Origin of the sequence: Bradyrhizobium sp. th-b2, from assembly GCF_000426785.1 — a bacterium.
Classification (GTDB): domain Bacteria; phylum Pseudomonadota; class Alphaproteobacteria; order Rhizobiales; family Xanthobacteraceae; genus Bradyrhizobium; species Bradyrhizobium septentrionale.
Genome location: NZ_AUGA01000004.1, coordinates 165,142 through 188,826, shown reverse-complemented (window position 1 = coordinate 188,826; position 23,685 = coordinate 165,142). Strand labels below are relative to the sequence as shown.

The 23,685-nt window shown below is 66.1% G+C and carries 21 protein-coding genes and 1 pseudogene; 19 read left to right on the top strand and 3 right to left on the bottom strand.

The features are described from left to right. Positions 1-30 precede the first annotated feature (30 nt). Positions 31-462, top strand: a complete 432-nt coding sequence (locus K359_RS0108240; RefSeq protein ID WP_029078918.1) for a PAS domain S-box protein — start codon at positions 31-33, stop codon at positions 460-462. 21 nt (positions 463-483) lie between these two features. Here the strand turns inward: K359_RS0108240 and K359_RS0108235 are convergent, their stop codons facing one another. Both K359_RS0108235 and K359_RS63205 read right to left on the bottom strand, forming a co-directional pair. Continuing rightward, positions 484-684, bottom strand: a complete 201-nt coding sequence (locus tag K359_RS0108235; RefSeq protein ID WP_029078917.1) for a hypothetical protein — start codon at positions 682-684, stop codon at positions 484-486. A gap of 8 nt (positions 685-692) precedes the next feature. Then, a complete protein-coding gene (locus tag K359_RS63205; RefSeq protein ID WP_165125203.1) occupies positions 693-848 on the bottom strand; it encodes a hypothetical protein in 156 nt (51 codons plus the stop codon). A 236-nt stretch (positions 849-1,084) separates the two neighbouring features. Between K359_RS63205 and K359_RS0108225 the strand changes: the two genes are divergently transcribed. Both K359_RS0108225 and K359_RS0108220 read left to right on the top strand, forming a co-directional pair. Continuing rightward, on the top strand, positions 1,085-1,444 hold the full coding sequence (locus K359_RS0108225; RefSeq protein ID WP_029078916.1) for a YciI family protein: 360 nt from the start codon (positions 1,085-1,087) through the stop codon (positions 1,442-1,444). A gap of 69 nt (positions 1,445-1,513) precedes the next feature. Beyond that, positions 1,514-2,749 carry an RNA polymerase sigma factor gene (locus K359_RS0108220; RefSeq protein WP_029078915.1) on the top strand — a complete coding sequence of 412 codons (1,236 nt, stop codon included), beginning with the start codon at positions 1,514-1,516 and terminating at the stop codon, positions 2,747-2,749. 122 nt (positions 2,750-2,871) lie between these two features. On the opposite strand, the gene K359_RS0108215 is transcribed toward K359_RS0108220, so the two are convergent. Continuing rightward, positions 2,872-3,747, bottom strand: coding sequence for an N-acetylmuramoyl-L-alanine amidase (locus tag K359_RS0108215; RefSeq protein ID WP_029078914.1), 876 nt, complete (start codon positions 3,745-3,747; stop codon positions 2,872-2,874). A gap of 470 nt (positions 3,748-4,217) precedes the next feature. Between K359_RS0108215 and rsmH the strand changes: the two genes are divergently transcribed. The 16 genes and pseudogenes from rsmH to ftsA all read left to right on the top strand — a co-directional run bounded on the left by rsmH (position 4,218) and on the right by ftsA (position 23,643). Beyond that, positions 4,218-5,213, top strand: coding sequence for a 16S rRNA (cytosine(1402)-N(4))-methyltransferase RsmH (gene rsmH / locus K359_RS0108210; RefSeq protein WP_029078913.1), 996 nt, complete (start codon positions 4,218-4,220; stop codon positions 5,211-5,213). Between the two features lie 2 nt (positions 5,214-5,215). Further along, on the top strand, positions 5,216-5,668 hold the full coding sequence (locus tag K359_RS51445; RefSeq protein WP_035976317.1) for a hypothetical protein: 453 nt from the start codon (positions 5,216-5,218) through the stop codon (positions 5,666-5,668). Positions 5,669-5,679: 11 nt separating this feature from the next. Further along, positions 5,680-7,446 (top strand): penicillin-binding protein 2, encoded by a 1,767-nt coding sequence (locus tag K359_RS0108200; RefSeq protein ID WP_029078912.1) that lies wholly within the window; start codon positions 5,680-5,682, stop codon positions 7,444-7,446. Positions 7,447-7,495: 49 nt separating this feature from the next. Then, positions 7,496-8,974, top strand: a complete 1,479-nt coding sequence (locus tag K359_RS0108195; RefSeq protein WP_029078911.1) for a UDP-N-acetylmuramoyl-L-alanyl-D-glutamate--2,6-diaminopimelate ligase — start codon at positions 7,496-7,498, stop codon at positions 8,972-8,974. Continuing rightward, complete coding sequence (locus tag K359_RS0108190) at positions 8,971-10,404, top strand: UDP-N-acetylmuramoylalanyl-D-glutamyl-2,6-diaminopimelate--D-alanyl-D-alanine ligase (RefSeq protein ID WP_029078910.1); 1,434 nt, start codon at positions 8,971-8,973, stop codon at positions 10,402-10,404. The genes K359_RS0108195 and K359_RS0108190 overlap by 4 nt, the downstream gene beginning before the upstream one ends. 10 nt (positions 10,405-10,414) lie before the next feature. Next, positions 10,415-11,521 (top strand): phospho-N-acetylmuramoyl-pentapeptide-transferase, encoded by a 1,107-nt coding sequence (gene mraY / locus K359_RS0108185; RefSeq protein WP_029078909.1) that lies wholly within the window; start codon positions 10,415-10,417, stop codon positions 11,519-11,521. Positions 11,522-11,529: 8 nt separating this feature from the next. Then, on the top strand, positions 11,530-12,930 hold the full coding sequence (gene murD, locus K359_RS0108180; RefSeq protein ID WP_029078908.1) for a UDP-N-acetylmuramoyl-L-alanine--D-glutamate ligase: 1,401 nt from the start codon (positions 11,530-11,532) through the stop codon (positions 12,928-12,930). 1,068 nt (positions 12,931-13,998) lie between these two features. Further along, positions 13,999-15,150, top strand: coding sequence for a putative lipid II flippase FtsW (ftsW, locus tag K359_RS0108175; RefSeq protein ID WP_029078907.1), 1,152 nt, complete (start codon positions 13,999-14,001; stop codon positions 15,148-15,150). A gap of 35 nt (positions 15,151-15,185) precedes the next feature. Continuing rightward, positions 15,186-16,286 (top strand): undecaprenyldiphospho-muramoylpentapeptide beta-N-acetylglucosaminyltransferase, encoded by a 1,101-nt coding sequence (murG, locus tag K359_RS0108170; RefSeq protein WP_029078906.1) that lies wholly within the window; start codon positions 15,186-15,188, stop codon positions 16,284-16,286. A 37-nt stretch (positions 16,287-16,323) separates the two neighbouring features. After that, a complete protein-coding gene (locus K359_RS0108165) occupies positions 16,324-17,163 on the top strand; it encodes a class I SAM-dependent methyltransferase (RefSeq protein ID WP_029078905.1) in 840 nt (279 codons plus the stop codon). Positions 17,164-17,391: 228 nt separating this feature from the next. After that, positions 17,392-18,795: a UDP-N-acetylmuramate--L-alanine ligase gene (gene murC / locus K359_RS0108160; protein WP_029078904.1), complete on the top strand. Its 1,404-nt coding sequence runs from the start codon at positions 17,392-17,394 to the stop codon at positions 18,793-18,795. Positions 18,796-19,087: 292 nt separating this feature from the next. Continuing rightward, complete coding sequence (gene murB / locus K359_RS0108155) at positions 19,088-20,005, top strand: UDP-N-acetylmuramate dehydrogenase (protein WP_029078903.1); 918 nt, start codon at positions 19,088-19,090, stop codon at positions 20,003-20,005. Then, positions 20,005-20,991, top strand: coding sequence for a D-alanine--D-alanine ligase (locus K359_RS0108150; RefSeq protein ID WP_029078902.1), 987 nt, complete (start codon positions 20,005-20,007; stop codon positions 20,989-20,991). Before murB ends, K359_RS0108150 begins: the two co-directional genes overlap by 1 nt. Positions 20,992-21,116: 125 nt before the next feature. Next, positions 21,117-21,383, top strand: a pseudogene (locus K359_RS64290) (hypothetical protein); the annotation flags it as partial. Further along, positions 21,323-22,330, top strand: a complete 1,008-nt coding sequence (locus K359_RS0108145) for a cell division protein FtsQ/DivIB (protein WP_029078901.1) — start codon at positions 21,323-21,325, stop codon at positions 22,328-22,330. The pseudogene K359_RS64290 and the gene K359_RS0108145, both read left to right, overlap by 61 nt. Further along, positions 22,327-23,643 (top strand): cell division protein FtsA, encoded by a 1,317-nt coding sequence (gene ftsA, locus K359_RS0108140; RefSeq protein ID WP_029078900.1) that lies wholly within the window; start codon positions 22,327-22,329, stop codon positions 23,641-23,643. The genes K359_RS0108145 and ftsA overlap by 4 nt, the downstream gene beginning before the upstream one ends. Positions 23,644-23,685: the final 42 nt, after the last annotated feature.

The following is a 23,685-nucleotide window of genomic DNA, read 5'->3' as shown; positions in this document are numbered from 1 at the left end:
ACGGGATCGGGATCAGCTGGAGGTCAAGCGATGGATATTGCGGCAGCGGTGGGAGACGCGTTGCTCAATGGCGCGTCCGACGCGATCGTTGCGACCGATGCGAGAGGCCGCATCACCTTGTGGAATCCCGGTGCGGTCAGGATGTTCGACTTCACAGCCGACGAAGCGATAGGGCAATCGCTCGACCTGATCATTCCGGAAGTCTTGCGTGCGCGTCACTGGGCCGGCTACCGGCACGCGATGGCGTCCGGGGCGAGCCGTTACGGTCAGGGCGATCTGTTGTCGGTGCCTGCGTTGACGAAGCACGGCGCACGCATCTCCGTCGAATTCACCATCGTGATGCTGCACGACGCGGGACACGTCGCCGGCACCGTGGCCGTGATGCGCGACGTGACCAAGCGTTTCGAGGAACTCAAGGAATTGCGTCGCCGCGCGGCGCAGCAAGCCGGATCGTCATCATGAAGCCGGCCGTGCGAACGCCAGCTATTTTCCCGATCGCAGACGAGTTTCGGCCAGCGCCGTGACGAGGCCGATGATCAGCATCGAGACCACGATGTCGGCTTCCGCACGGAAGCCAAACGCGATCACCGTGACGGACGCAACCGCCGCCAGGATCGCGATGGTCAGCCCTTCGTCGGCGATCAGCTGACGCATCGCCTTCAAACGCGCGGTTACCCGTTGCATTGCCGGCCTCACACGCCTAGGGGATTGCCGCTCGCGGCGATGGCGGACGCGATCTGGCTGGCGCGGTGGCCCGGTCTTGTCACGATCCGGCTGCGCAGGATTCGGTACAGCGTCCGCAGCAGGAGCCGCGAAAGGTGCGTTGCTGTTTGCTGCAGTGATCTCATGGCGAGTCCTCCGAGCATCCGGCCTCAAGGCTACGCGCCGCGATGAGTTAGACAAACGAACAATATTGGCTGTTACTATCGAATTATCCGATATAAGCATTGGCCTGGTCCGACCATCGCCAGGCGGGAGATGCATTCACGCCGGGCGGCCAAATAATTTATCCTGACGATGTCGTCTTTCGTGTCGCCCGTTCGACTGGGTGTCGGCGATCCAGCCGATCAAGAGGAGAGATGAGATGCAATATTTGCTGCTGATCTACCGGAGCGACGCGCAATACGCGCACATGACCCCTGACGACCGCAAGGCCCTGTCGGCGGAGTACGGAGTCTACACCCAGTCCATCATCCAGAGCGGCCACTTCAAGGCGGGCGACGGGCTGCAGCCGGTGTCGACGGCAACCACGGTGCGGGTCCGTGACGGCAAGACGCTGACGACGGATGGTCCGTTTGCGGAAACCCGCGAACAGCTCGGCGGCTATTATCTGGTCGAGGCCAAGGATCTCGACACTGCGCTTGGCCTTGCGGCGCGGATCCCCGGCGCCAGGGACGGATCGATCGAAGTCAGGCCGGTGATGATCTACGACAACCCGCGATGACGCCATTGTCGCATCATGAATGCAGCGGCCGCGTCGCCTGGCGCGGCCGCTGAGTAACGATGGATGGACATGACTCCGAGCCAGATCGAGAAAATCTTCCGCGACGAGGCGGGCCGGGCGCTCGCGACGCTGATCCGTCTCGTCGGCGATTTCGATTTGGCGGAGGATTCCCTGCAGGACGCCTTCGCGGTCGCGCTGCAGCGCTGGCCGATCGACGAATTCCCCGCCAATCCGCGCGCCTGGCTGGTCAACGTCGGCCGCAACAAGGCGATCGACCGCGTCCGCCGCGCCGTCAGCTTTCGCGGCAAGCAGCAGGAGCTGACGCATCAATTGTTGCTGGATGCGAAGGCGCCGCCCGAGCCGGCCGATGCATCGCTCGACGACGACATGCTCAGGCTGATCTTCACCTGCTGCCATCCGTCCTTTGCTGCCGAGGTACAGGTCGCGCTGACCTTGCGTACGGTATGCGGGCTGACCACGGCGCAGGTCGCGCGCGCGTTCCTGGTCAGCGAGGACGCGATGGCGCAGCGCCTCGTGCGCGCCAAGCAGAAGATCAAGCTCGCGGGCATTCCCTATGAGGTGCCGGAGCGCGAGGCGCTGGAGCCGCGCCTTGCGGGCGTGCTCGCGGTGATCTACCTCGTGTTCACCGAAGGCTATGCCGCGACCTCCGGCGAGGATCTGATGCGGCCCGATCTTGCGCGCGAGGCGATCCGCCTGGCGCGGCTGCTCGATGCGCTGATTCCGGCGCGCGGCGAGATCAAGGGCCTGTTGGCGCTGATGCTGCTGCACGATGCGCGCCGTGCCGGCCGCCAGACCGCCGGCGGCGACATCGTGCTGCTCGAGGAGCAGGACCGTTCTCTGTGGGATAATAAGCAGATCGCCGAAGGCCTCGAGCTGGTCGAGGCGGCGCTGCGGATGCCGGGCCGGCCGCAATCCTATGCGGTGCAGGCCGCGATCGCCGCGCTGCATGCGCGTGCGCCGAGCTATGAGGATACCGACTGGGCGCAGATCGCCGGTCTCTACGAGGTGCTGCTGCGCATCAGCCCGTCGCCGGTGATCGAGCTCAACCACGCTGCCGCGGTGTCGATGGTCGACGGCCCGGCACGGGCGCTCGACCTGATCGATGCGCTGGACGCCCGCGGCAGCCTGAAGGGATACGACCAGCTTCCCGCGGTGCGGGCCGATTTGCTGCGCCGCCTCGGCCGCAAGGACGAAGCGCGCGCGGCGTATCTCACAGCCACCGCCGCGACACAGCTCGAACCGCTGCGGCGGCTCTATGCGCGGCGGATCGCGGAGCTGGGGTGAACCACAAAAGTCTCCGCGTCATTGCGAGCGAAGCGAAGCAATCCATAGGGCCGCAAGCGGTGAGATGGATTGCTTCGTCGCTTCGCTCCTCGCAATGACGGCGGAGAGGCTATAGCCAAACCCTACTTCGCCTTCGCCACCACCGTTGGCGCCGCCGCATCCGGCGGCAGGCTTTCGAGCAGCGCGTGCAGCGTCGCCATGGTGGAGCGGTCGGCGATGCCGTCGATCCGCTCGGGACGGAAGTGACGCTGGAAAGCGGTGACGACCTCCATGGTCGCGCCGTCGAACTTGCCGTTGGTCGGGATGTTGTAGCCGTAACGGCGGAACGCGGCCTGCATGTTGGAGACGTTGTCCGAGATCGCGCCGAGTTGCAGCGCGTCGCCGCGCACGATCGGCGCCGGCTGCACCCAGTGTCCGACGCCGGAATTGGCCAGCGAGTGCCACGGGAATTTCTCGCCGGGATCCTTCTTGCGCGCCGGCGCCACGTCGGAATGGCCGAGCACCCGATGCGAGACCACCTTGCGGCGAAGCATGATGCCGCGGCACAACGCGATGACAGCGGCGATCTGGCGCAGCGGAAAATCGGGATAACCCCAATCGTGACCGCGATTGACGATCTCGACGCCGATCGAGCAGGAATTGATGTCGTCCTCGCCGGCCCACGCCGCCACGCCGGCGTGCCAGGCGCGCTTACTCTCCGGCACGCACTGCACGATCCGTCCGTCCTCGAGCACGATGTAATGCGCCGAGACCTCGGTGCCGGCGGTGCAGAGCTGCGTGATCGCGCCCTCGACGTCGGGCATCCCGGTGTAGTGCAGCAGGATCATGTCGGGCTGCCGGTCATTGGCGCGATCGCCGAAATTGACCGACGGGATCACGTCGGAGGCGATCGAGGAATCCGGCGTGAACGTCTTCGCGTCGGCCACTCCCTTCGGAACAGGGAGGGCGCGCTGACGCTTCTGATCAGCGTTGCCGGACGAAGACGAACCTGAAGCCATACGAATCACTCAAACCCGAACCAGGAGAAAGCATTTTGACATATGGATAAACAAATAGGCGTTTACTATTCCTTTACCGTGCAGGGCCGCGCAATCGGCCCGCCGGTTCCAGAGCGCACAATTGTGCCCGGAGTAGCGGCCAAGGGTATCACTCGAAAGTGGATCAAAGGCGCGCGATTCCGCTAACCGATCATCAACGTTTTCTTAACGTTAAGTGCCGTTACTGAGAGCTGAAGTGCCGAACCGTTTTTGGGGGACGGCCAAGGTCCGCTTTTGCGCGAAATCCCATGGAAACCCTCCCAATTCCGGTCGGATATCAGGATTTGCGGCCGAGGACGGGAGTTGGCGCTGGTATCACACAGCGGCTTTTTCGCAGGAACGGTCAGGTAAAGCGCGAGGATTCGAGGCGCAATGAGTCGGCGCGCAGCCAGCTTGCATGCCAGTTACGCGGCCCTGCCCAGGGGCGGCGCATGAGCGAGCGTGCGCCCCGTCACATTTCAGTGCTGGGCCGCGAGGCGGTCGCGTATCTCGATCCGCGCGCCGGTGGCATTTATGTCGACGCGACCTTCGGCGCCGGCGGCTACAGCCGTGCGATCCTCGATGTCGCCGACACGCGCGTGATCGGCATCGACCGCGACCGCACCGCGATAGCAGGCGGCTTTGATCTGGTCGACGGCGCCGGCGGCCGGCTGACGCTGGTCGAGGACCGCTTCTCGGATCTTGCCGAGGTCTGCGCCGGGCAGGGGTGTGATGCGGTCGACGGTGTCGTGATGGACGTCGGGGTGTCCTCGATGCAGCTCGACCAGGCCGAGCGCGGCTTCTCGTTCCGCCTCGGCGGTCCGCTCGACATGCGGATGGGACAGAGCGGCCCGACCGCGGCCGATGTAGTGGCGACCGCTTCGGAGAAAGAGCTCGCCGACATCATCTATATCTTCGGCGAGGAGCGTCATTCGCGCGGCGTTGCCCGCGCCATCGTCGCCGCGCGCAAGGACGCGCCGATCACGACGACGCAGGCGCTGGCCGACATCGTCGCCAAGGTCGTGCGCGCTAAGCCGAACGAGATCCATCCGGCGACGCGCACCTTCCAGGCGCTGCGCATCTTCGTCAATGAAGAGCTCGACGAGCTGCATCGCGCGCTCGCCGCGGCCGAGCGTGTGCTGAAGCCGGGCGGACGGCTCGTCGTGGTCTCGTTCCACTCGCTGGAAGACCGCATCGTCAAGAATTTCCTCACTGAACGCGGCAAGGTCGCCGGCGGCTCGCGGCATCTGCCCGAGCTCGCGCAGGCAGCGCCGAGCTTTCAGATCCTCACCAAGCGTCCGGTGACGCCGGGCGAAGCCGAACTCGCCGCCAATCCGCGCGCGCGTTCCGCAAAACTGCGTGCGGCCGAACGCACCACAGCGCCAGTGCATGTCGACGACGACCTGCCGTCGTGGCCGCGGCTATCAGACCTGAAGCGGGGAGGGTGACGATGCGCCTTCTCCATCTCCTCGTCATCGGCATGCTGATCTTCGCGGCATCCTACGTCTACCGCATCAAGATGGAATCGACCGCCCGCGTCGAACGCGTGTTGCAGCTCAACGCGGAAATTCGCGAGCAGCGCAACGCGATCGCCACCTTGCGCGCCGAATGGGCCAAGCTCGACGCGCCGCTCAGGCTGCAGGGGCTTGCCGAGCGTCATCTGCCGTTGAAGCCGGTCAACGCCAACCAGTATGATTCCCTGAAGAACCTGCCGGAGCGGCCGCCGAACTTCACGCGGCCCGGTTCGCGCGATCCGATCGGCGCGATGATCGACACCATCGAGGCCGCCGCGGCGCCCGACAGCACCACCGGGTCGATTGCGAAGCCGGCGTCAGACCAGCCGACCGCCGACCAGCCTGCGCCCACCGCGGACACCGATCAGGGCGGGGGAGATCAGCAATGACGGGACCAGCCATGACCGATCCGGCACCCGCCAACAAACCGGCCGGCAAGCCCGAGCCCAAGCCCGAACCCTGGAGCCAGCGGCTGATCCGCACGCTGCTGTACGGCAGCAATGTCGATCGTGCCGCGAAGGCGCGCGCGCGCGTCGGCTTGGCCATTGTCGCCTTTGCCGTGGTCTATTGCGTGCTGGCCGGACGGCTGGTGCTGTTCGCGGTCGGCGCCGATAGCCACAGCGCGCGGCGCGCCGCCTCGCAGGATGCGATCGCAACCGCCCGGCCCGACATCACCGACCGCAACGGCGAAATCCTCGCCACCGACGTCAAGGCGCCGAGCCTGTTCGCCGAGCCGCGCCGCCTCATCGACAAGGACGAGGCGATCGAGCTTCTGACCGCGACCTTGCCCGATCTCGACACCGGCGAGGTCCGCGACCGCCTGTCGTCGCGCAAGGGTTTCGTCTGGCTGAAGCGCGAGATCACGCCGAAGCAGCAGTCCGACATCCACCGCCTCGGCCTTCCCGGCGTCGGCTTCCTGCGCGAGAACAAGCGCGTCTATCCGACCGGCAACGAGGTCGCCCATTTGATTGGCCTCGTCAATATCGACAATCAGGGCATCGCCGGCATGGAGAAGTGGCTGGACAGCAATGGTCTGGCCGATCTGCATCGCGCGGGCTTTGCCACCGACCGGCTGCAGAAGCCGGTTGAATTGTCGGTCGACCTGCGCGTCGAGCACGCGCTGCGCGACGAATTGATCAAGGCCAAGGAGAAGTTCAAGGCCAAGGCCGCCTCGGGCCTCGTCTCCAACGTGCGCACCGGCGAGATCGTGGCGATGGTGTCGCTGCCCGATTTCGATCCGAACAATCCGAAGGAGGCGCACGATCCCGATCGCATCAACCGCCTGACCACCGGCGTGTACGAGATGGGCTCGACCTTCAAGGCGTTCACGCTGGCGATGGCGCTGGATAGCGGCCGGTTCGACCTCAACTCGATGTGGGATGCGCGCGGCCCGCTGCATTACGGCAAGTTCGCGATCCATGACGATCACAACATGGGCCGCATGATCAACATGAAGGAGGTGTTCTACTATTCCTCCAACATCGGCGCCGGGCGCATTGCGCTGGCGATGGGCGTCGACGCGCACAAGGCCTTCCTGCGCAAGATGGGACAGCTCGAGCGGCTGCGCACCGAACTGCCGGAGAGCGCCTCGCCGATCGTGCCGAAGAAGTGGGGCGAACTGAACACCGTCACCATCTCGTTCGGTCACGGCGTCGCGGTGGCGCCGCTGCAGGCGGTGATGGGCATCGATGCGCTGGTCAATGGCGGCTATCTGATCCCGCCGACCTTCCTCAAGCGCACCGAGCGGGAAGCGATGGCGCTCGCCAAACGCGTCATCAAGCCCGAGACCTCGGACAAGATGCGTTATCTGATGCGGCTTAACGCCGAGATCGGCACCGCCAAGAAGGCCGACGTCAAGGGCTATTATATCGGCGGCAAGACCGGCACAGCGGAGAAGGTGATCAACGGCCGCTACGCGAAGAAGAAGGTGCTGAACGCGTTCACCGCGATCCTGCCCGCCGACAATCCGAAATACCAGCTGCTGATTATGCTCGACGAACCGCAGCCCCTGAAGGAGACCTATGGTTTCATCACTTCGGGCTGGAATGCGGTGCCGACCGGCGGCAATGTGATCGCCCGAATTGCGCCGCTTTTGGGCGTCGAACCTCGGTTCGACCTGCCGCCGTCCGACCGCCTTATTCTTGCGGCATCCAGAACAACCCAGTAAGGCGTACATGAACGCGGCGCCAGAACAGCGCCGGCCAGACTGGAAGATCATGAGACTTCGCGACCTCTTCAGCGATGACGCCACGATCGATCCGAGTGCCTCCTCTGTCACGGTCGGAGGGCTTGCGGTCGATAGCCGTGCGGTGAAGCCGGGCGACCTGTTCTTCGCGCTATCAGGCAGCCGGACCGACGGCGCGCGTTTCGTCGATGCGGCGATTGCCGCAGGCGCGGTCGCAGTCGCCAGCGACCATCTGCCGCAAGGTCAAGGCAAAGGCCAGGGTCACGCCCGCGCGCCGTTCGTGATCACGCCCAATCCGCGCCGCGCGCTGGCGCTTGCCGCGGCGAAATTCTATCCGCGCCAGCCCAAGACGATCGCGGCGGTGACCGGCACCAGCGGCAAGACCTCGGTCGCCGCCTTCACGCGCCAGATCTGGCAGCGGCTCGGTCACTCCTCCGCGAGCATCGGCACCATTGGCCTCGTGTCGGACAAGCGCACCGTCTACGGCTCGCTGACCACGCCCGATCCGATTGCGCTGCATCGCCAGCTCGAGGAGATCTCAGGCGACGGCGTCACCCATCTGGCGTTTGAGGCCTCCTCGCACGGCCTCGACCAGTATCGTCTCGACGGCGTGCGCATCGAAGCCGGCGGCTTCACCAATCTGTCGCGCGACCACATGGACTATCATCCCGACGTCGCGCATTACCTGAATGCAAAGCTCCGGCTGTTCCGCGATCTCGTCGCGGATGGCGGCGCTGCCGTGATCTCGGCCGATCATGATTGCTCGGGCGAAGTGATCGATGCGGCGCGGGCGCGCGGCCTGCGCATCATCACGGTCGGCCGCAACGCCGATGCGGGCGAGGGCATCAAGCTGGTCGATGCCGCCATCGAGGGCTTTGCCCAGAAGCTCGCGATCGAGCACCGCGGGCGCCGGCACGCGATCCGGCTGCCGCTGGTCGGCGAATTCCAGATCGAGAATGCGCTGGTCGCGGCGGGCCTTGCGATCGGCACCGGGAGCGCCGCGGATGACGTGTTCGGCACTCTTGAGCATCTCGAAGGCGCCAAAGGCCGGCTGGAATTCGTCGGCGAGCACAATGGTGCGCCGATCTTCGTCGACTACGCGCACAAGCCCGATGCGCTCGCCAAGGCGCTGCAGGCGCTGCGGCCCTATGCGAAGCGCAAGCTCGTCGTGATCTTCGGTGCCGGCGGCGACCGCGACGCCGGCAAGCGTCCGATCATGGGCGCGATCGCGGCCGAGAATGCCGATCACGTCATCGTCACCGACGACAATCCGCGCAGCGAGAAGCCGGAGGCGATCCGCGCCGCGATCATGGCGACGGCGAAGGGCGCGCGCGAGATCGGCGACCGCGCCGCGGCGATCCGCGCCGGGATCGCCGGCCTCGAACCGGGCGATGCGCTGGTCGTCGCCGGCAAGGGCCACGAGGTCGGGCAGATCGTCGGCAACACGACCTTGCCGTTCAGCGATCATGAAGCGGTTGCCAATGCATTGGCTGCGGAGGGCGGCGCATGAGCACGATGTTGTGGACCTCGGATGCGATGGCGAAAGCGATGCACGCCGCCACCCAAGGCACGCTGCCGGAGGGCGTCACCGGGCTCTCGATCGACAGCCGCAGCATTGCAAAGGGCGAAGCCTATTTCGCGATCAAGGGCGACGTCCATGACGGCCACGCCTTCGTCGAGGCGGCACTGAAGGCCGGCGCCGGGCTTGCCGTGGTCGAGACCGCGCAACGAGCAAAATTTCCCGCCGACGCGCCGCTGCTGGTGGTCGACGACGTGCTCGCCGGTCTCGTCGAGCTCGCCCACGCCTCGCGTGCGCGGCTCAACGCAAAGATCATCGCGGTGACAGGCTCGGTCGGCAAGACCTCGACAAAAGAGGCGCTGCGCCGCGTGCTGTCGGCGCAGGGCGAGACCCATGCCTCGGTGGCGTCGTTCAACAATCATTGGGGCGTGCCGCTGTCGCTGGCGCGCTGCCCTGCGAGCACGCGCTTTGCGGTGTTCGAGATCGGCATGAACCATGCCGGCGAGATCACGCCGCTGGTGAAGCTGGTGCGGCCGCATGTCGCCATCATCACCACGATCGAGCCGGTGCATCTGGAGTTCTTCTCCGGCATCGAGGCGATCGCCGACGCCAAGGCGGAGATCTTCTCCGGCGTCGAGCCCGGCGGCGCGGTGGTGCTCAACCGCGACAATGGGCAATTCGCGCGGCTGCAGAAGCAGGCCAAGCAGGCCGGCATCTCGCGCATCGTGTCGTTCGGCACCGACAAGCGCGCCGAGGCGCGGCTGATCGACCTCTCGCTGCACGCGACCTGTTCGGCCGTGCATGCGGATATCTTGGACCATGACATCACCTACAAGATCGGCATGCCCGGCCGCCACATGGCGATGAACTCGCTCGCGGTGCTCGCGGGCGCCTCGCTGCTCGGCGCCGATATCGCGCGCGCGGCGCTGTCGCTGTCGCAGCTCGAGGCGCCGACCGGGCGTGGCCTCCGCCGCACGCTCGAGGTCGGCCATGGCGAGGCGACGCTGATCGACGAAAGCTACAACGCCAATCCGGCCTCGATGGGCGCAGCCCTCAACGTGCTCGGCCAGGCCAAAACCGGGCCGCATGGCCGCCGCATCGCGGTGCTCGGGGACATGCTCGAGCTCGGGCCGACCGGGCCGGATTTGCACCGCGGCCTCAACGAAGCCGTGACCGCCAACCGCATCGACCTCGTATATTGTTGTGGTCCGTTGATGCGGAATTTGTGGGATGCCCTTTCCACCGGCAAGCGGGGAGGCTATGCCGAGAGCTCGGCGACGCTCGAAGCGCAGGCGGTCGCCGCGGTCCGTGCCGGTGACGTGATCATGGTGAAGGGCTCGCTGGGATCGAAGATGAAGCTCATTGTCAGCGCGCTGGAAAAACGCTTCCCCGGCAAGGCCGCGCACGAAGAAGCGGTATAGGACCTTTTGAATGTTCTACTGGTTGATCGAGCTGTCCAACACCGTTCCGGGGTTTGGGGCATTCCGCAGCGGCCTGAACGTGTTCCGCTACATCACCTTCCGCACCGGCGGTGCGATGGTGACCGGCGCGCTGTTCGTGTTCCTGTTCGGGCCCTGGATCATCGATCATTTGCGGCTGCGGCAGGGCAAGGGCCAGCCGATCCGCACCGATGGTCCGCAGTCGCATCTGATCTCCAAGAAGGGCACGCCCACCATGGGCGGGCTGATGATCCTGTCCGGGCTCGTGGTGTCGACGCTGCTTTGGGCCAATCCGCTCAATCCCTATGTCTGGATCGTGCTGGCGGTGACGCTCGGCTTCGGCTTCGTCGGCTTCTATGACGATTATCTGAAGGTCACAAAGCAGTCACACTCTGGCTTCGCCGGCAAGCTCAGGCTGCTGATCGAGGCGGTGATCGGGATTGCCGCCTGCTACGCGCTGGTCCGGCTCGGCCGCGACGTGTCCTCGACCTCGCTGGCGATCCCGTTCTTCAAGGACATGGTGATCAATTTCGGCTGGTTCTTCGTGATCTTCGGCGCCTTCGTGATGGTCGGCGCCGGCAATGCCGTGAACCTCACCGACGGCCTCGACGGTCTTGCCATCGTGCCCGTGATGATCGCGGCCGCAAGCTTCGGCATGATCTCGTATCTGACCGGCAACGCGGTGTTCTCCGACTATCTGCAGATCAATTACGTCGCCGGCACCGGTGAACTCGCGGTGCTGTGCGGCGCGGTGCTTGGCGCGGGCCTCGGCTTCCTCTGGTTCAACGCGCCTCCGGCCTCGATCTTCATGGGCGACACCGGCTCGCTGGCGCTCGGCGGCATGCTCGGGGCCACCGCGGTTGCGGTGAAGCACGAGATCGTGCTCGCCGTGATCGGTGGCCTGTTCGTGCTGGAGGCGGTCTCGGTCATCGTGCAGGTCACCTCGTTCAAGCTCACCGGAAAACGCGTGTTCCGGATGGCGCCGCTGCACCATCATTTCGAGCAGAAGGGCTGGACCGAGCCGCAGATCGTGATCCGGTTCTGGATCATCTCGGTAATGCTGGCGCTCGCCGGCCTGTCCACCCTCAAGCTGCGCTGAGCGCCGCCATGATCCCGGTCACCTCCTTCTCCGGCAAGACGGTCGCAGTGTTCGGGCTCGGCGGCTCCGGGCTTGCGAGCTGCCATGCGCTGAAGGCCGGTGGTGCGGAAGTGATCGCGGCTGACGACAGTGCCGACAACGTCGCCAAGGCCGCGCAGGCCGGCTTCACCACCGCGGATCTGCGTAACCTTTCGTGGGCGAATTTCGCCGCGCTGATCCTGACGCCCGGCGCGCCGCTGACCCATCCGGCGCCGCACTGGAGCGTGCTGAAGGCGCGCGATGCCGGCGTCGAGGTGATCGGCGACGTCGAATTGTTCTGCCGCGAGCGGCGCCGTCACGCGCCGAACGCGCCGTTCGTCGCCATCACCGGCACCAACGGCAAGTCGACCACCACGGCGCTGATCGCGCATCTGATGAAGGTCGCCGGCTACGACACCCAGATGGGCGGCAATATCGGCACCGCGATCCTGTCGCTGGAGCCGCCGCGGATGGGCCGCGTCCATGTCATCGAGATGTCGTCCTACCAGATCGACCTCGCGCCGTCGCTCGATCCCTCGGTCGGCATCCTGATCAATATCAGCGAGGACCACATCGATCGCCACGGCACGCTGGCGCATTACGCCGCGGTGAAGGAGCGGCTGGTCGCGGGCGTGCAGCAGGGCGGCACCGCGATCGTCGGCGTCGATGACGGCTGGTGCCGCGATATCGCCGATAGGCTCGATCGCGCCGGCAAGCGCGTGGTGCGCATCTCCGTCAAGAACCCGCTGCCCGACGGCCTCTATGTCGAGCACGAGACCATCGTGCGTGCATCGGGCGCAGCGCGCAGCGAGATCGCGCGCCTCGGCGGCATCGGTTCGCTGCGCGGCCTGCACAATGCGCAGAACGCGGCCTGCGCCTCGGCCTGTTCGCTCGCGATGGGGATTACGACCGACGTGCTGCAGAACGGCCTGCGCAGTTTTCCGGGTCTCGCGCATCGCATGGAGCAGGTCGGCCGCCGCGGCAACGTCTTGTTCGTCAACGACTCCAAAGGCACTAATGCGGATGCGGCCGCGCATGCGCTGTCGTCCTTCGCCGACATCTTCTGGATCGCTGGCGGCAAGCCGAAGGCCGGTGGCATCACGGGTCTCACCGGCTATTTCCCGCGCATCCGCAAGGCCTATCTGATCGGCGAGGCGGCAGCCGAGTTTTCCGGCACGCTCGGCGAGCGCGTGCCGCACGAAATGTCCGGCACGCTCGACGCCGCGATCGCCAGCGCCGCGCGCGATGCCGAGGTGTCGGGGCTCTCCGAGGCCGTCGTGCTGCTGTCGCCGGCCTGCGCCTCGTTCGACCAGTACCGCAATTTCGAAATCCGCGGCGCCGCCTTCCGCGACATCGTCCAGGCACTGCCCGGCGTCAAGCCGATGGTGTGACGTTTCCGACGTCGGAGGATGGGTAGAGCGCTGGCCGGACAGTATCGATGGGAATTGGTTTTTCTTCATCGTATGCGAGGTGAGCACGTCTCTCAGGCTCCCTCCCCCCTTGCGGGAGAGGGTGGGGAGAGGGGTGGCCGCGGGCTGAGCTGATTGTTGAACGCATCGCTCTTGCAACTTGTTCGCTTGCCTCGGCGACAAATGCGGAGAGAGTACGTCGTGTGGCACCCCTCTCCCTAACCCTCCCCCGCAAGGGGGAGGGAACCCTTCCGCCGGTGCCTCCCTTACGCGCCAATCACTGAGTTGCCCGACGGCGCAAGCCCCCGCAACAAAAACATTTCTATTTATCAGAACACCCAACTCGGTGTATGGTTCGCCCGTCTCACCCGATCGAGGGGCGCTTCGCGGTCGTCACGAACGCGGTGTGGGATGCGGTGGACGCCGAGCGTGTGACTGACGAGAGCGCGCGAAGCGGACGGCGAAGTCGTGTGGTCCTGACGCCCTAGCGGCCGGTGTCCTCTCGCAGAACGCGCAAGCGTTTTTACGAAGGCGGTGACAAACAAGCCCAGTCTCGCCGGGGAGAGCACGAAATAAGCCGTAACCCATCGCGCAGGGAAAGCCGGAGTGTTTCCGGTTACACCTGTGGTCCTACCCCCGAGCTTTCTACCTTTTGCTCGGGGCCCATGGGTGCGATCGGCACCCGGCTTTCCCTGCGCCCTCTGCGTGAGGAGAGGGCGGAACGAAGAGCAAAGCTCGGGCGCATCATGTCGCGAGAATGCGGACGTGTGACCTGCAGACCGCGCCACATATTCACCGTCGTCCCGGCGAAGGCCGGGACCCATAACCACAAAAGGATATTGTCGAGCGTCGCTGGAACGACGAGTTCCATCCACAACACCGGCCGCGGCGTATGGGTCCCGGCCTTCGCCGGAACGACAGCTGTGCGTGGGGTCCGCAGCAGTGAACGGAGCCCCAATCCGCCTCCCTCAAAAGTTACCCAACCCGTTAACCCCTTGGAAACCATCCTGCGCCACGAATGGACGTTATCTCTGCCATCTGGGGACGCCCATGCTCGCCCGTGACCAACGCACCCCGTTCTCGGACTGGTGGTGGACCGTCGACAAGTTGCTGCTTGTGGCGATCGCCGCGTTGATGTTGGCCGGCGTCATCCTGTCGCTGGCGGCAAGCCCGCCGGTCGCGACCCGGATCGGGCTCGATCCGTTCCACTTCTTCAACCGCCACGTCATGTTCCTGGCGCCGTCGCTGATCGTGCTGATCGGGGTGTCGTTCATGACGCCGCGGCAGATCCGGCGCACCGCGCTGATCGTGTTCGCGGTCTCGATCGCGCTGATCGTGCTAACGCTGCTGATCGGGCCCGAGGTCAAGGGTTCGCGGCGCTGGATCACGCTGCTCGGCGTCAACATCCAGGCCTCCGAAGCCGCCAAGCCTTCTTTCGTGATCGTCGCCGCCTGGCTGTTTGCGGAATCGACCAAACGGCCGGAGATGCCGGCGACTTCGATGGCGCTGGTGCTGCTGATGACGCTGGTCACGCTGCTGGTGATGGAGCCCGACTTCGGCCAGACCATGCTGATCCTCACCGTGTGGGGCGCGCTGTTCTTCATCGCGGGCATGCGGATGATCTGGGTGTTCGGGCTCGCCGGCGCCGCCGGTGCCGGCCTGTTCGGCGCCTACCTGCTGGTGCCGCACGTCGCCGGCCGCATCAAGCGCTTCATGAATCCCGCCTCCGGCGACACCTTCCAGGTCGACACCGCGATGGAGGCGTTCTGGAACGGCGGCTGGTTCGGGCTCGGGCCGGGCGAGGGCATCGCCAAGCGCAGCCTGCCCGACAGCCACACCGACTTCGTGTTCGCGGTCGCGGCCGAAGAGTTCGGCATCATTCTCTGCCTGATGCTGGTCGCGCTGTTCGGCTTCATCGTGATCCGCACGCTGACCCGCGCCTATGCCACCGAGGACATGTTCTCGCGCTTCGCGGCGTCGGGACTTGCGATCCTGTTCGGCGTGCAGGCGACGATCAACATGGCGGTCAATCTGCAATTGATCCCGGCCAAGGGCATGACGCTGCCGTTCATCTCCTATGGCGGCTCCTCGTTCGTCTCGCTCGCCTATGGCGTCGGCATGATGCTGGCGCTGACGCGGCAGCGGCCGCGCACCGAGATCGAATCGATGGAAGGCGCCAGCGCTCGGCGCGCCTACGCGTAGGTGACTGTGACTGCGGCGTCGGTTATCTGAAGGCCATGGACAACGCGCCCCTGATTCTGCTGGCGGCCGGCGGCACCGGCGGCCATTTGTTCCCGGCCGAAGCGCTCGCCGTGGAATTGATCAGACGTGGCCTGCGGGTCCGGCTCGCCACCGACGGCCGCGCGCTGCGCTATTCCGGCCTGTTCGGCCGGGAGAGCATCGACCTGGTGCCGAGCGCGACCGTGCGCAGCCGCAACCCGCTCTCGCTGGCGCAGACCGTGCTGATGCTCGGCTACGGCACGCTGGTTGCCGCCAATCTGGTGCGCCGGCTGAAGCCGTCGGCCGTCGTCGGCTTCGGCGGCTATCCGACCTTGCCGCCGCTGATCGCCGCGCGGATGCTCGGCGTCCCCGGCATCATCCACGACGCCAATGCGGTGCTCGGCCGCGCCAACCGTTTCCTCTCCGGCCGCGTCAACGCGATCGCGACCTCGCTGCCCGGCGTGCTCGATCGCGATCCCGCGCTGGCCGGCAAGGCCACCACCGTCGGCACACCGATGCGGCCGGCGATCCTGGCGGCCGCCGCAGTGAAATACACGCCGCCCGAGGTGGACGGGCCGCTGCGCCTGCTGGTCGTCGGCGGCAGCCAGGGCGCGCGGGTGATGAGCGACATCGTGCCGCCGGCGATCGAGCAGCTCGCGCCCGCGCTGTGGAGCCGCCTGATCGTCACCCAGCAGGTGCGCGAAGAGGACATGACCAGGGTGCGCGCGGTTTACGACCGGCTCAGGATCGACGCCGAGCTCGCGCCGTTCTTCGCCGACCTGCCGGCGCGGCTGGCCTCGAGCCAGCTCGTCATTTCGCGCTCGGGCGCCGGCACGGTGGCCGAGCTCGCCGCGATCGGCCGGCCCTCGATCCTGGTGCCGCTGCCGGGCGCGATCGATCAGGACCAGTTCGCCAATGCCGGCGTGCTCTCGCAAGCGAACGGCGCGCTGCGCATCGCGCAGAGCGACTTCACGCCCGAAAGACTCGCCGCCGAGATCACGGCCTTCGCTGCGGAGCCCTCGAGGCTGACCGCGATGGCGGAAGCTGCGCGCGGCGTCGGCCGGCTCGATGCCGCCGAGCGGCTGGCGGACCTGGTTGCCAAGGTGGCCGGGATTTGATGCGCCAATCCGGCAGGACGCCGGGGGAGACTTGAATATGACGGGCCTGTTGATTCACTCCGTCTCGGAATTCTCGGATCTGATCCTTGAGGCGCTGCGTCTGGCGGACGCGCAAAACATCGTCGAGATCGGCGCGGAGTATGGCGGCATGTCGGCGCTGCTCGCCGAGCACTGCCGGGCGCGCGGCGGTCAGCTCACCAGCGTCGATCCGGCGCCGAAGCCCGAATTCCTCGATTGGGTGAACGCCAATCCGGATGTGCATCACGTTGCGAAGACCAGCCTCGATGCCTTCGCGGAACTCGATGCCGCCGACGCCTGGATCGTCGATGGCGACCACAATTGGTACACGGTCTATCACGAGCTCCGGCAGATCGAGGTGATCAGCCGCCGCGCCGGCAAGCCTGTTCTGGTCTTCCTGCACGATGTCGGCTGGCCCTGCGGGCGGCGCGACATGTATTACGCACCCGAGCAAATTCCCGCGGCGTATCGCCATCCGCACAGTTACGACGCGGGCGCCACGCTGGATCGCCCGGTGCTGGTCGAGGGGCGTGGCTCTCGCGGCGCGGGCCTCGCTGCATTCGCAAACGTCGCCGGCGGCGCGCGCAACGGCGTGATGACCGCGATCGATGATTTCCTGGCGGAGGAGCTGGCGCAGGGCAAGGAGTTCGGCTTCGCCGAGATCCCCGCCGTGTTCGGCCTCGGCGTGCTGTTCGACATGAATGCGGCCTGGAGCGCATCGTTGGCCGAACTCGTGCTGCCCTATCACCAGAACAAGCTGCTGCGTGCGCTCGAGACCAACCGGCTACGCAACTATCTTCGCGTCATCGAGATGCAGGATGAACTGGCGGCGCGTGCCGTGCGATTGGGAGCGGCGTAGCCGCCGGGCGGGGATGGAGATGTCCGTGATCCCTCATCGCAACCACTGGCCGGTAGTCGGCGATCGCGACATTTCCGCGGCCGGAGGCCGCAAAAAGCCCTTGTCACGCATGGGAAAAGCGGGGCATCCAGTGGTCAGCGCCGCCGATGCGAGGCGCACAGAGAAGCTCAATCGTCCGCTCCGCAGCGGTGCCCGCATTGGGCGGATGATGATGTCAGGAACCGGATCATGAGACTGCCGCGCGAGATCGGACCCATTCACTTCGTCGGGATCGGCGGCATCGGTATGAGCGGCATCGCCGAGGTGCTGATCAATCTCGGCTACACCGTGCAGGGCTCGGACGCGTCGGACAATTACAATCTCGACCGGCTGCGCAAGAAGGGCGCAAAAGTCTCGGTTGGCCACACCGCCGAGAATGTCGACGGTGCCGATGTCGTCGTGGTCTCGACCGCGATCAAGCGCGACAATCCCGAGCTGATGGCGGCGCGCGCGCAGCGCATTCCCGTGGTGCGGCGCGCCGAGATGCTGGCGGAGTTGATGCGGCTGAAGAGCTGCGTCGCGATCGCCGGCACCCATGGCAAGACCACCACGACCACGATGGTGGCGACCTTGCTCGATGCTGGCGGCCTCGATCCGACCGTGATCAATGGCGGCATCATCAATGCCTACGGCTCCAACGCGCGTCTTGGCGCCGGCGACTGGATGGTGGTCGAGGCCGACGAGAGCGACGGCACCTTTCTGAAGCTGCCGTCGGATGTTGTCATCGTCACCAATATCGATCCCGAGCATCTCGATCACTTCAAGACCTTCGAGGCGATCCAGGACGCGTTCCGCAATTTCGTCGAGAACGTTCCGTTCTACGGCTTTGCCGTGATGTGCACCGATCACCCCGTGGTGCAAAACCTGGTCGGCAAGATCGAGGACCGCCGCATCATCACCTACGGACAAAATCCGCAGGCCGATGCGCAGCTGATGGATCTGACGCCGATGGGAGGCGGCTCCAAGTTCACGGTCGCGATCCGCGATCGCAAGACCGGCGCGACGCACGAGATCGCGGATATCATGCTGCCGATGCCGGGACGCCACAATGCATCGAACGCGACGGCGGCGATCGCGGTCGCGCACCAACTTGGCGTGTCCGACGACGTGATCCGCCAGGCCATGGCCGGTTTCGGCGGCGTCAAGCGGCGCTTCACCAAGACCGGCGAGTCGAACGGCGTCACGGTGATCGACGATTACGGTCATCATCCGGTCGAGATCGCCGCGGTGCTGAAGGCGGCGCGGGAATCCACCAACGGCAAGATCGTCGCCGTGGTGCAGCCGCATCGCTACACCCGCCTGCAGTCGCTGTTCGAGGAGTTCTGCACCTGCTTCAACGACGCCGATGCGGTCGTCGTCGCGGAGGTCTATCCGGCCGGCGAGACGCCGATCGCCGGCATCGACCGCGATCATTTCGCCGCCGGCCTGCGCGCCCACGGCCATCGCAACGTGGTGCCGCTGCCGGACGCAGGCGAGCTCGCGAAGATCGTGCACGGTTTGGCAAAATCCGGCGACCTCGTCGTCTGCCTCGGCGCCGGCAACATCACGCAATGGGCCTACGCGCTGCCCGGCGAATTGAAGGCGCTGGGGTGATGAGGTTCGCTCTTGCCGCTGCCGAGCAGGTGCGCAGTCACGAAGGCCGGCGTATGCCGCCACCCAGCTCCCTAACCCTCCCCCGCAAGGGGGGAGGGAACCCATCCGCCCGTGCCTCCCTGACTCGTGCAAAGAGTCAGAGCGCCGTTGTGACACCACGTAAGGTGAGCACGCTCGTCAGGCTCCCTCCCCCCTTGCGGGGGAGGGTCGGGGAGAGGGGTAAGCCCCGGGCGCCGGCGCGAAACGCAAAGCGACGCTTTCTCAAATCCGTTCGTACATCGATCAGCGCGTCATGACCTTCCCCGACATCACGCCCGATCTCAAAGCCGCGATGCCGGAGCTGCGCGGGCGGCTGCTGGCGAACCAATCGCTTGCGGAGCTGACCTGGTTTCGCGTCGGCGGTCCGGCGCAGGTGCTGTTCACGCCGGCGGATGAGGATGATCTCGCTTATTTCCTGACGCGCTTGCCGCAGGAGCGGCCGGTCTATGTGGTCGGCGTCGGCTCCAATCTGATCGTGCGCGACGGCGGCATGCCGGGCGTCGTGATCCGGTTGGCGCCGCGCGCGTTCGGCGAGACCAGCGCGGCCGGCGATGTCGTCACTGCGGGAGCCGCGGCGCTCGACAAGCGCGTCGCCGAAACGGCGGCAGCCGCGAATATCGGCGGCATGGAATTCTTCTTCGGCATTCCCGGCACGGTCGGCGGCGCGCTGCGCATGAATGCCGGCGCCAATGGCGGCGAGACCAAGGACGTGCTGGTGGAAGCGACCGGCATCGGCCGCGACGGCACGAAGCATACGTTCGGCAATGCCGACATGAAGTTCGTCTATCGCAACAGCGGCGTCGATCCGTCCGTCATCTTCACCTCGGCGCGCTTCCGCGGCAGGATCACCGCATCAGATGCGATCCGCGCCCGCATGAACGAGGTGCAGACCCATCGCGAGACCGCGCAGCCGATCCGCGAGAAGACCGGCGGCTCGACCTTCAAGAATCCGCCCGGCAACAGCGCCTGGAAGCTGATCGACGCCGCCGGCTGCCGCGGTCTCAAGGTCGGCGGCGCGCAGGTGTCGGAGATGCACTGCAATTTCCTGATCAACACCGGCAACGCCACCGGGCACGACATCGAGACGCTCGGCGAAACGGTGCGTGAACGGGTCAAGCAAACAAGCGGGATTGAGCTGCACTGGGAAATCAAGCGGATCGGGAACGGCTGATGCAGGTGACCATTCTGTTCGGCGGCACCAACAAAGAGCGGCTGGTCTCGGTGGCGAGCGCGCAGGCGCTGCATCGCGCGCTGCCCGACGCGGAGCTCTGGTTCTGGGACGTCGACGACACCGTGCATGCGGTGACGTCGGAGAAGCTGCTCGGTCACACGCGGCCCTTCGAGGTTGATTTCAAGCCCGACGGTCGCGGCATCGCGCTTGAGGAGGCGCTCGACAAGGCTGGCGCCGAGCAGCGTGTGCTGGTGCTCGGCCTGCACGGCGGCCGCGCCGAGAATGGTGAATTGCAGGCGATGTGCGAGATGCGCGGCGTCGCGTTCACCGGCTCAGGCTCGGCGTCGTCGCATCTGGCGTTCGACAAGCCGTCGGCCAAACGCTTCGCGGCGATCGCAGGTCTCAACGCGCCGCTGGGCATCGCCGTCGAACGGATCGATGCGGCCTTCGCCCAACACGGCAGGCTGATCGCAAAGCCCGCCAAGGACGGATCGAGCTACGGCCTGATCTTCGTCAACGCACAGCAGGACCTTGTCGCCGTTCGCAATGCGGCCAGGCATGAAGACTATCTGATCGAGCCGTACGTCGCGGGCGTGGAAGCGACCTGCGGCGTGCTCGAGCAATCCGACGGCACGGTGTTCGCGCTGCCGCCGATCGAGATCGTACCGGCGGAGGGCAGCTTCGACTACACGGCGAAATACCTCCTGAAGTCGACCCAGGAGATCTGCCCCGGCCGCTTCGCGCCGGACGTCAGCGCCGCGATTATGGATCACGCGCTGAAGGCGCATCGCGCGCTTTCCTGCACCGGCTACTCGCGCAGTGATTTCATCGTCTCAGTGAACGGGCCGGTCTACCTCGAGACCAACACGCTGCCCGGGCTGACTGCGGCATCACTGTACCCTAAGGCCTTGAACGCGCAGGGCATCGCCTTTGCAGACTTCCTGATCGACCAGATCGAGATCGCGCGCCGCCGCGTCCGGAGTTAAGGCCGACCGGGCGGGAACCCGTGAGACTCGGCCGGATGGAACCCGGCCGCTGTTGCTAAAATGCTAACGGGTTCGCGGCAAAGTCCTCAAAGCGTTGATCAAAACACACTCCAGGCTGAACTCGTTTACCGTTTGTTTACCAGGAAGCCCGAAGGTTAACGCTGGCGGCGCATGTAGCGCTTGGCTGCCGGGGCGTGAGCTGTCGCGGATTACCGCTTCGAGGATCGCAACCAGGGAACAGGGGGCCACTCTAATCCCACCGGTCTAGCCGAGACGTGACCTGTGCCGGGACCCGCAGGGTTTGGCGGGCACAACATGACGAGCTCGTGCAATGGATGGTGCAGGACGCCTCACTCGATCGCTGCGATCGCTGGGGCCCCAAGCTGACCTGAAAGCAGCCGCTATTGGAGCGGCGGTGCTGTTGCGCGAGTATGTCGGCGCCCATCTCGCACGCCGCCGGCGTCCCGCCGCCAGGCGGTCGCAGGTGATCGATCGCGAGCCGCCGAACCGCTTCATCCTGACGGTCGAACGCTATCTGCCGCGCCGCATCGGCCTGGTCGCGACGCTCGCGATTCTGTTCGGCAGCGCAGGCTTCGGCATCGTCCGCGGCGGCCATGTCGAGGAATTCACCACGGCGCTCAGCGACACCCGCAACGCGCTCGCCAACGCAGCAGGCTTCCGCATCACCACCGTCGGCATCAACGGCCGCAAGCAGCTGAGCCAGGACGAGGTGCTTGCGATCGGCGGCGTCAACGGCCGCTCCTCGCTGCTGTTCCTCGACGCCGACACCGTGCGCGCCAAGCTGAAGGCCAATCCCTGGATCGCGGACGCCACGATCCTGAAACTCTATCCGGGCCGGCTGCAGATCGACATCGTCGAGCGCACCGCCTTCGCGCTGTGGCAGCAGAACGGCCGCCTGTCGGTGATCGCCTCCGACGGCGCGGTGCTCGAGCCCTACGTCTCGCGCCGCTTCCTCAACCTGCCGCTGGTGGTCGGCAAGGGCGCCGATACGCGTGCCCAGGACTTCCTGGCGCTGCTCGACCGCTACCCGCAGGTGCGCTCGGTGACCAAGGCCGCGATCTTCGTCGGCGAGCGGCGCTGGAACCTGCGCCTCAAGGACGGCCTCGACATCCGCCTGCCGGAAAACGACGTCGGCAATGCGCTGGCTGCGCTCTCCAGGCTCGACAAGGACGAGAAGCTGTTCTCGCGCGACATCGTCGCCGTCGACATGCGCCTGCCGGACCGCCTGATCGTGCAATTGTCCGAGGACGCCGGCAAGGCGCGCGACGAGCTGTTCAAGGACAAGAAGTCCAAGAAGAAGGCCGGTGATTCCGCATGACCGGCCTCGATCGCAACCTGACCCCGAAGACCCGCCCGATGCAGAAGCGCACCGCGATGGTGGCGTCTCTCGACGTCGGCTCCAGCAAGATCGCCTGCATGATCGCGCGGCTGAAGCCGTCGCCGCCGAACGAGGCGCTGCGCGGCCGCACCCATGCGGTCGAATTGATCGGCTACAGCCAGATCCAGTCGCGCGGCGTCAAGGCCGGCTCCGTGGTCGATCTCGCCGAATGCGAGAAGGCGGTGCGTCATGCCGTGGCGCTGGCCGAACGCATGGCCAAGGTCCGCGTCGAATCCGTGCTGCTGTCGGTCTCCGGCGGCAGGCTGCATGGCCAGCTGGTTGAGGCCGCGGCCGATATCCGCGGCGGCTCGGTCACCGCGGACGATATCAGCCGCGTCACCTCCGCCGGCATGCGCCACGCCGCCGGCGCCGGCCGCACCGTGCTGCATGCGTTGCCGGTCGGCTACGCGCTCGACGGCGTCAAGGGCATCCGCGATCCCAGAGGCATGGTGGCGCGCCAGTTCGGCGTCGACATGAATGTCGTGACGTCGGATGCGACGGTCGCCAAGAATCTGATGCTGGTGGTCGAGCGCTGCCATCTCAACGTCGAAGCCATGGCGTCGAGCCCCTATGTCGCGGGCCTGTCGGTGCTGACCGATGACGAGGCCGACCTCGGCGCTGCCGTCGTCGAGATGGGCGCGGGATCGACGACGATCGCGACCTACTCGGGCGGACGCCTCGTGCACGCATCGGGTTTTGCGCTCGGCGGGCAACATATCACGATGGATCTTGCGCGCGGCATCGGCGCGTGCATTGCGGATGCCGAGCGAATCAAGACTTTATACGGCACGGTGCTGACCGGCGGTTCGGACTCGCGCGAGCTGATGTCCGTCCCCACTGCAGGCGATGATCGGGAGACTCCGCAAATCGTGTCCCGCGCCACGATCGCGAACATTGTCCGGCATCGCGCCGAGGAGATCTTCGAAATGGTCCGTGACCGGCTCGCGGATTCCCCCTTTGCCGCCGAGCCGAGGGCGCGCGTCGTGCTGAGCGGCGGCGCATCCCAGCTCACCGGCACCATCGAGCTTGCCACCCGCATCCTGAACCGCCAGGTCCGCATCGGCCGCCCGCTCGGCTTCGGCCGGCTGCCGAACGAAGCGAAGGGCGCCTCGTTCTCGGTGCCGACGGGCCTCCTGGTCTATCCGCAATACGCTCATCTTGAACATGTCGAACCGCGGCGCACGCGGCAGCTCAGGACAGGGACAGACGGCTACTTCGGAAAGGTCGGACGATGGCTTCGCGAGGGCTTCTGATGACCGCATCCCGGCTCACCCCATTTTCACCAACTCCCGCGC

Coding starts and splice junctions, on each gene's coding strand:
- ftsW (WP_029078907.1), top strand. CDS start 13,999: ATGCTCGCCCGTGACCAACGCACCCCGTTCTCGGACTGGTGGTGGACC.
- K359_RS51445 (WP_035976317.1), top strand. CDS start 5,216: ATGCGCCTTCTCCATCTCCTCGTCATCGGCATGCTGATCTTCGCGGCA.
- murD (WP_029078908.1), top strand. CDS start 11,530: ATGATCCCGGTCACCTCCTTCTCCGGCAAGACGGTCGCAGTGTTCGGG.
- murB (WP_029078903.1), top strand. CDS start 19,088: ATGACCTTCCCCGACATCACGCCCGATCTCAAAGCCGCGATGCCGGAG.
- K359_RS0108165 (WP_029078905.1), top strand. CDS start 16,324: ATGACGGGCCTGTTGATTCACTCCGTCTCGGAATTCTCGGATCTGATC.
- K359_RS0108195 (WP_029078911.1), top strand. CDS start 7,496: ATGAGACTTCGCGACCTCTTCAGCGATGACGCCACGATCGATCCGAGT.
- K359_RS0108240 (WP_029078918.1), top strand. CDS start 31: ATGGATATTGCGGCAGCGGTGGGAGACGCGTTGCTCAATGGCGCGTCC.
- K359_RS63205 (WP_165125203.1), bottom strand. CDS start 848: ATGAGATCACTGCAGCAAACAGCAACGCACCTTTCGCGGCTCCTGCTG.
- ftsA (WP_029078900.1), top strand. CDS start 22,327: ATGACCGGCCTCGATCGCAACCTGACCCCGAAGACCCGCCCGATGCAG.
- K359_RS0108200 (WP_029078912.1), top strand. CDS start 5,680: ATGACCGATCCGGCACCCGCCAACAAACCGGCCGGCAAGCCCGAGCCC.
- K359_RS0108145 (WP_029078901.1), top strand. CDS start 21,323: ATGGATGGTGCAGGACGCCTCACTCGATCGCTGCGATCGCTGGGGCCC.
- K359_RS0108215 (WP_029078914.1), bottom strand. CDS start 3,747: ATGGCTTCAGGTTCGTCTTCGTCCGGCAACGCTGATCAGAAGCGTCAG.
- K359_RS0108150 (WP_029078902.1), top strand. CDS start 20,005: ATGCAGGTGACCATTCTGTTCGGCGGCACCAACAAAGAGCGGCTGGTC.
- murG (WP_029078906.1), top strand. CDS start 15,186: ATGGACAACGCGCCCCTGATTCTGCTGGCGGCCGGCGGCACCGGCGGC.
- K359_RS0108225 (WP_029078916.1), top strand. CDS start 1,085: ATGCAATATTTGCTGCTGATCTACCGGAGCGACGCGCAATACGCGCAC.
- mraY (WP_029078909.1), top strand. CDS start 10,415: ATGTTCTACTGGTTGATCGAGCTGTCCAACACCGTTCCGGGGTTTGGG.
- K359_RS0108220 (WP_029078915.1), top strand. CDS start 1,514: ATGACTCCGAGCCAGATCGAGAAAATCTTCCGCGACGAGGCGGGCCGG.
- murC (WP_029078904.1), top strand. CDS start 17,392: ATGAGACTGCCGCGCGAGATCGGACCCATTCACTTCGTCGGGATCGGC.
- K359_RS0108190 (WP_029078910.1), top strand. CDS start 8,971: ATGAGCACGATGTTGTGGACCTCGGATGCGATGGCGAAAGCGATGCAC.
- rsmH (WP_029078913.1), top strand. CDS start 4,218: ATGAGCGAGCGTGCGCCCCGTCACATTTCAGTGCTGGGCCGCGAGGCG.
- K359_RS0108235 (WP_029078917.1), bottom strand. CDS start 684: ATGCAACGGGTAACCGCGCGTTTGAAGGCGATGCGTCAGCTGATCGCC.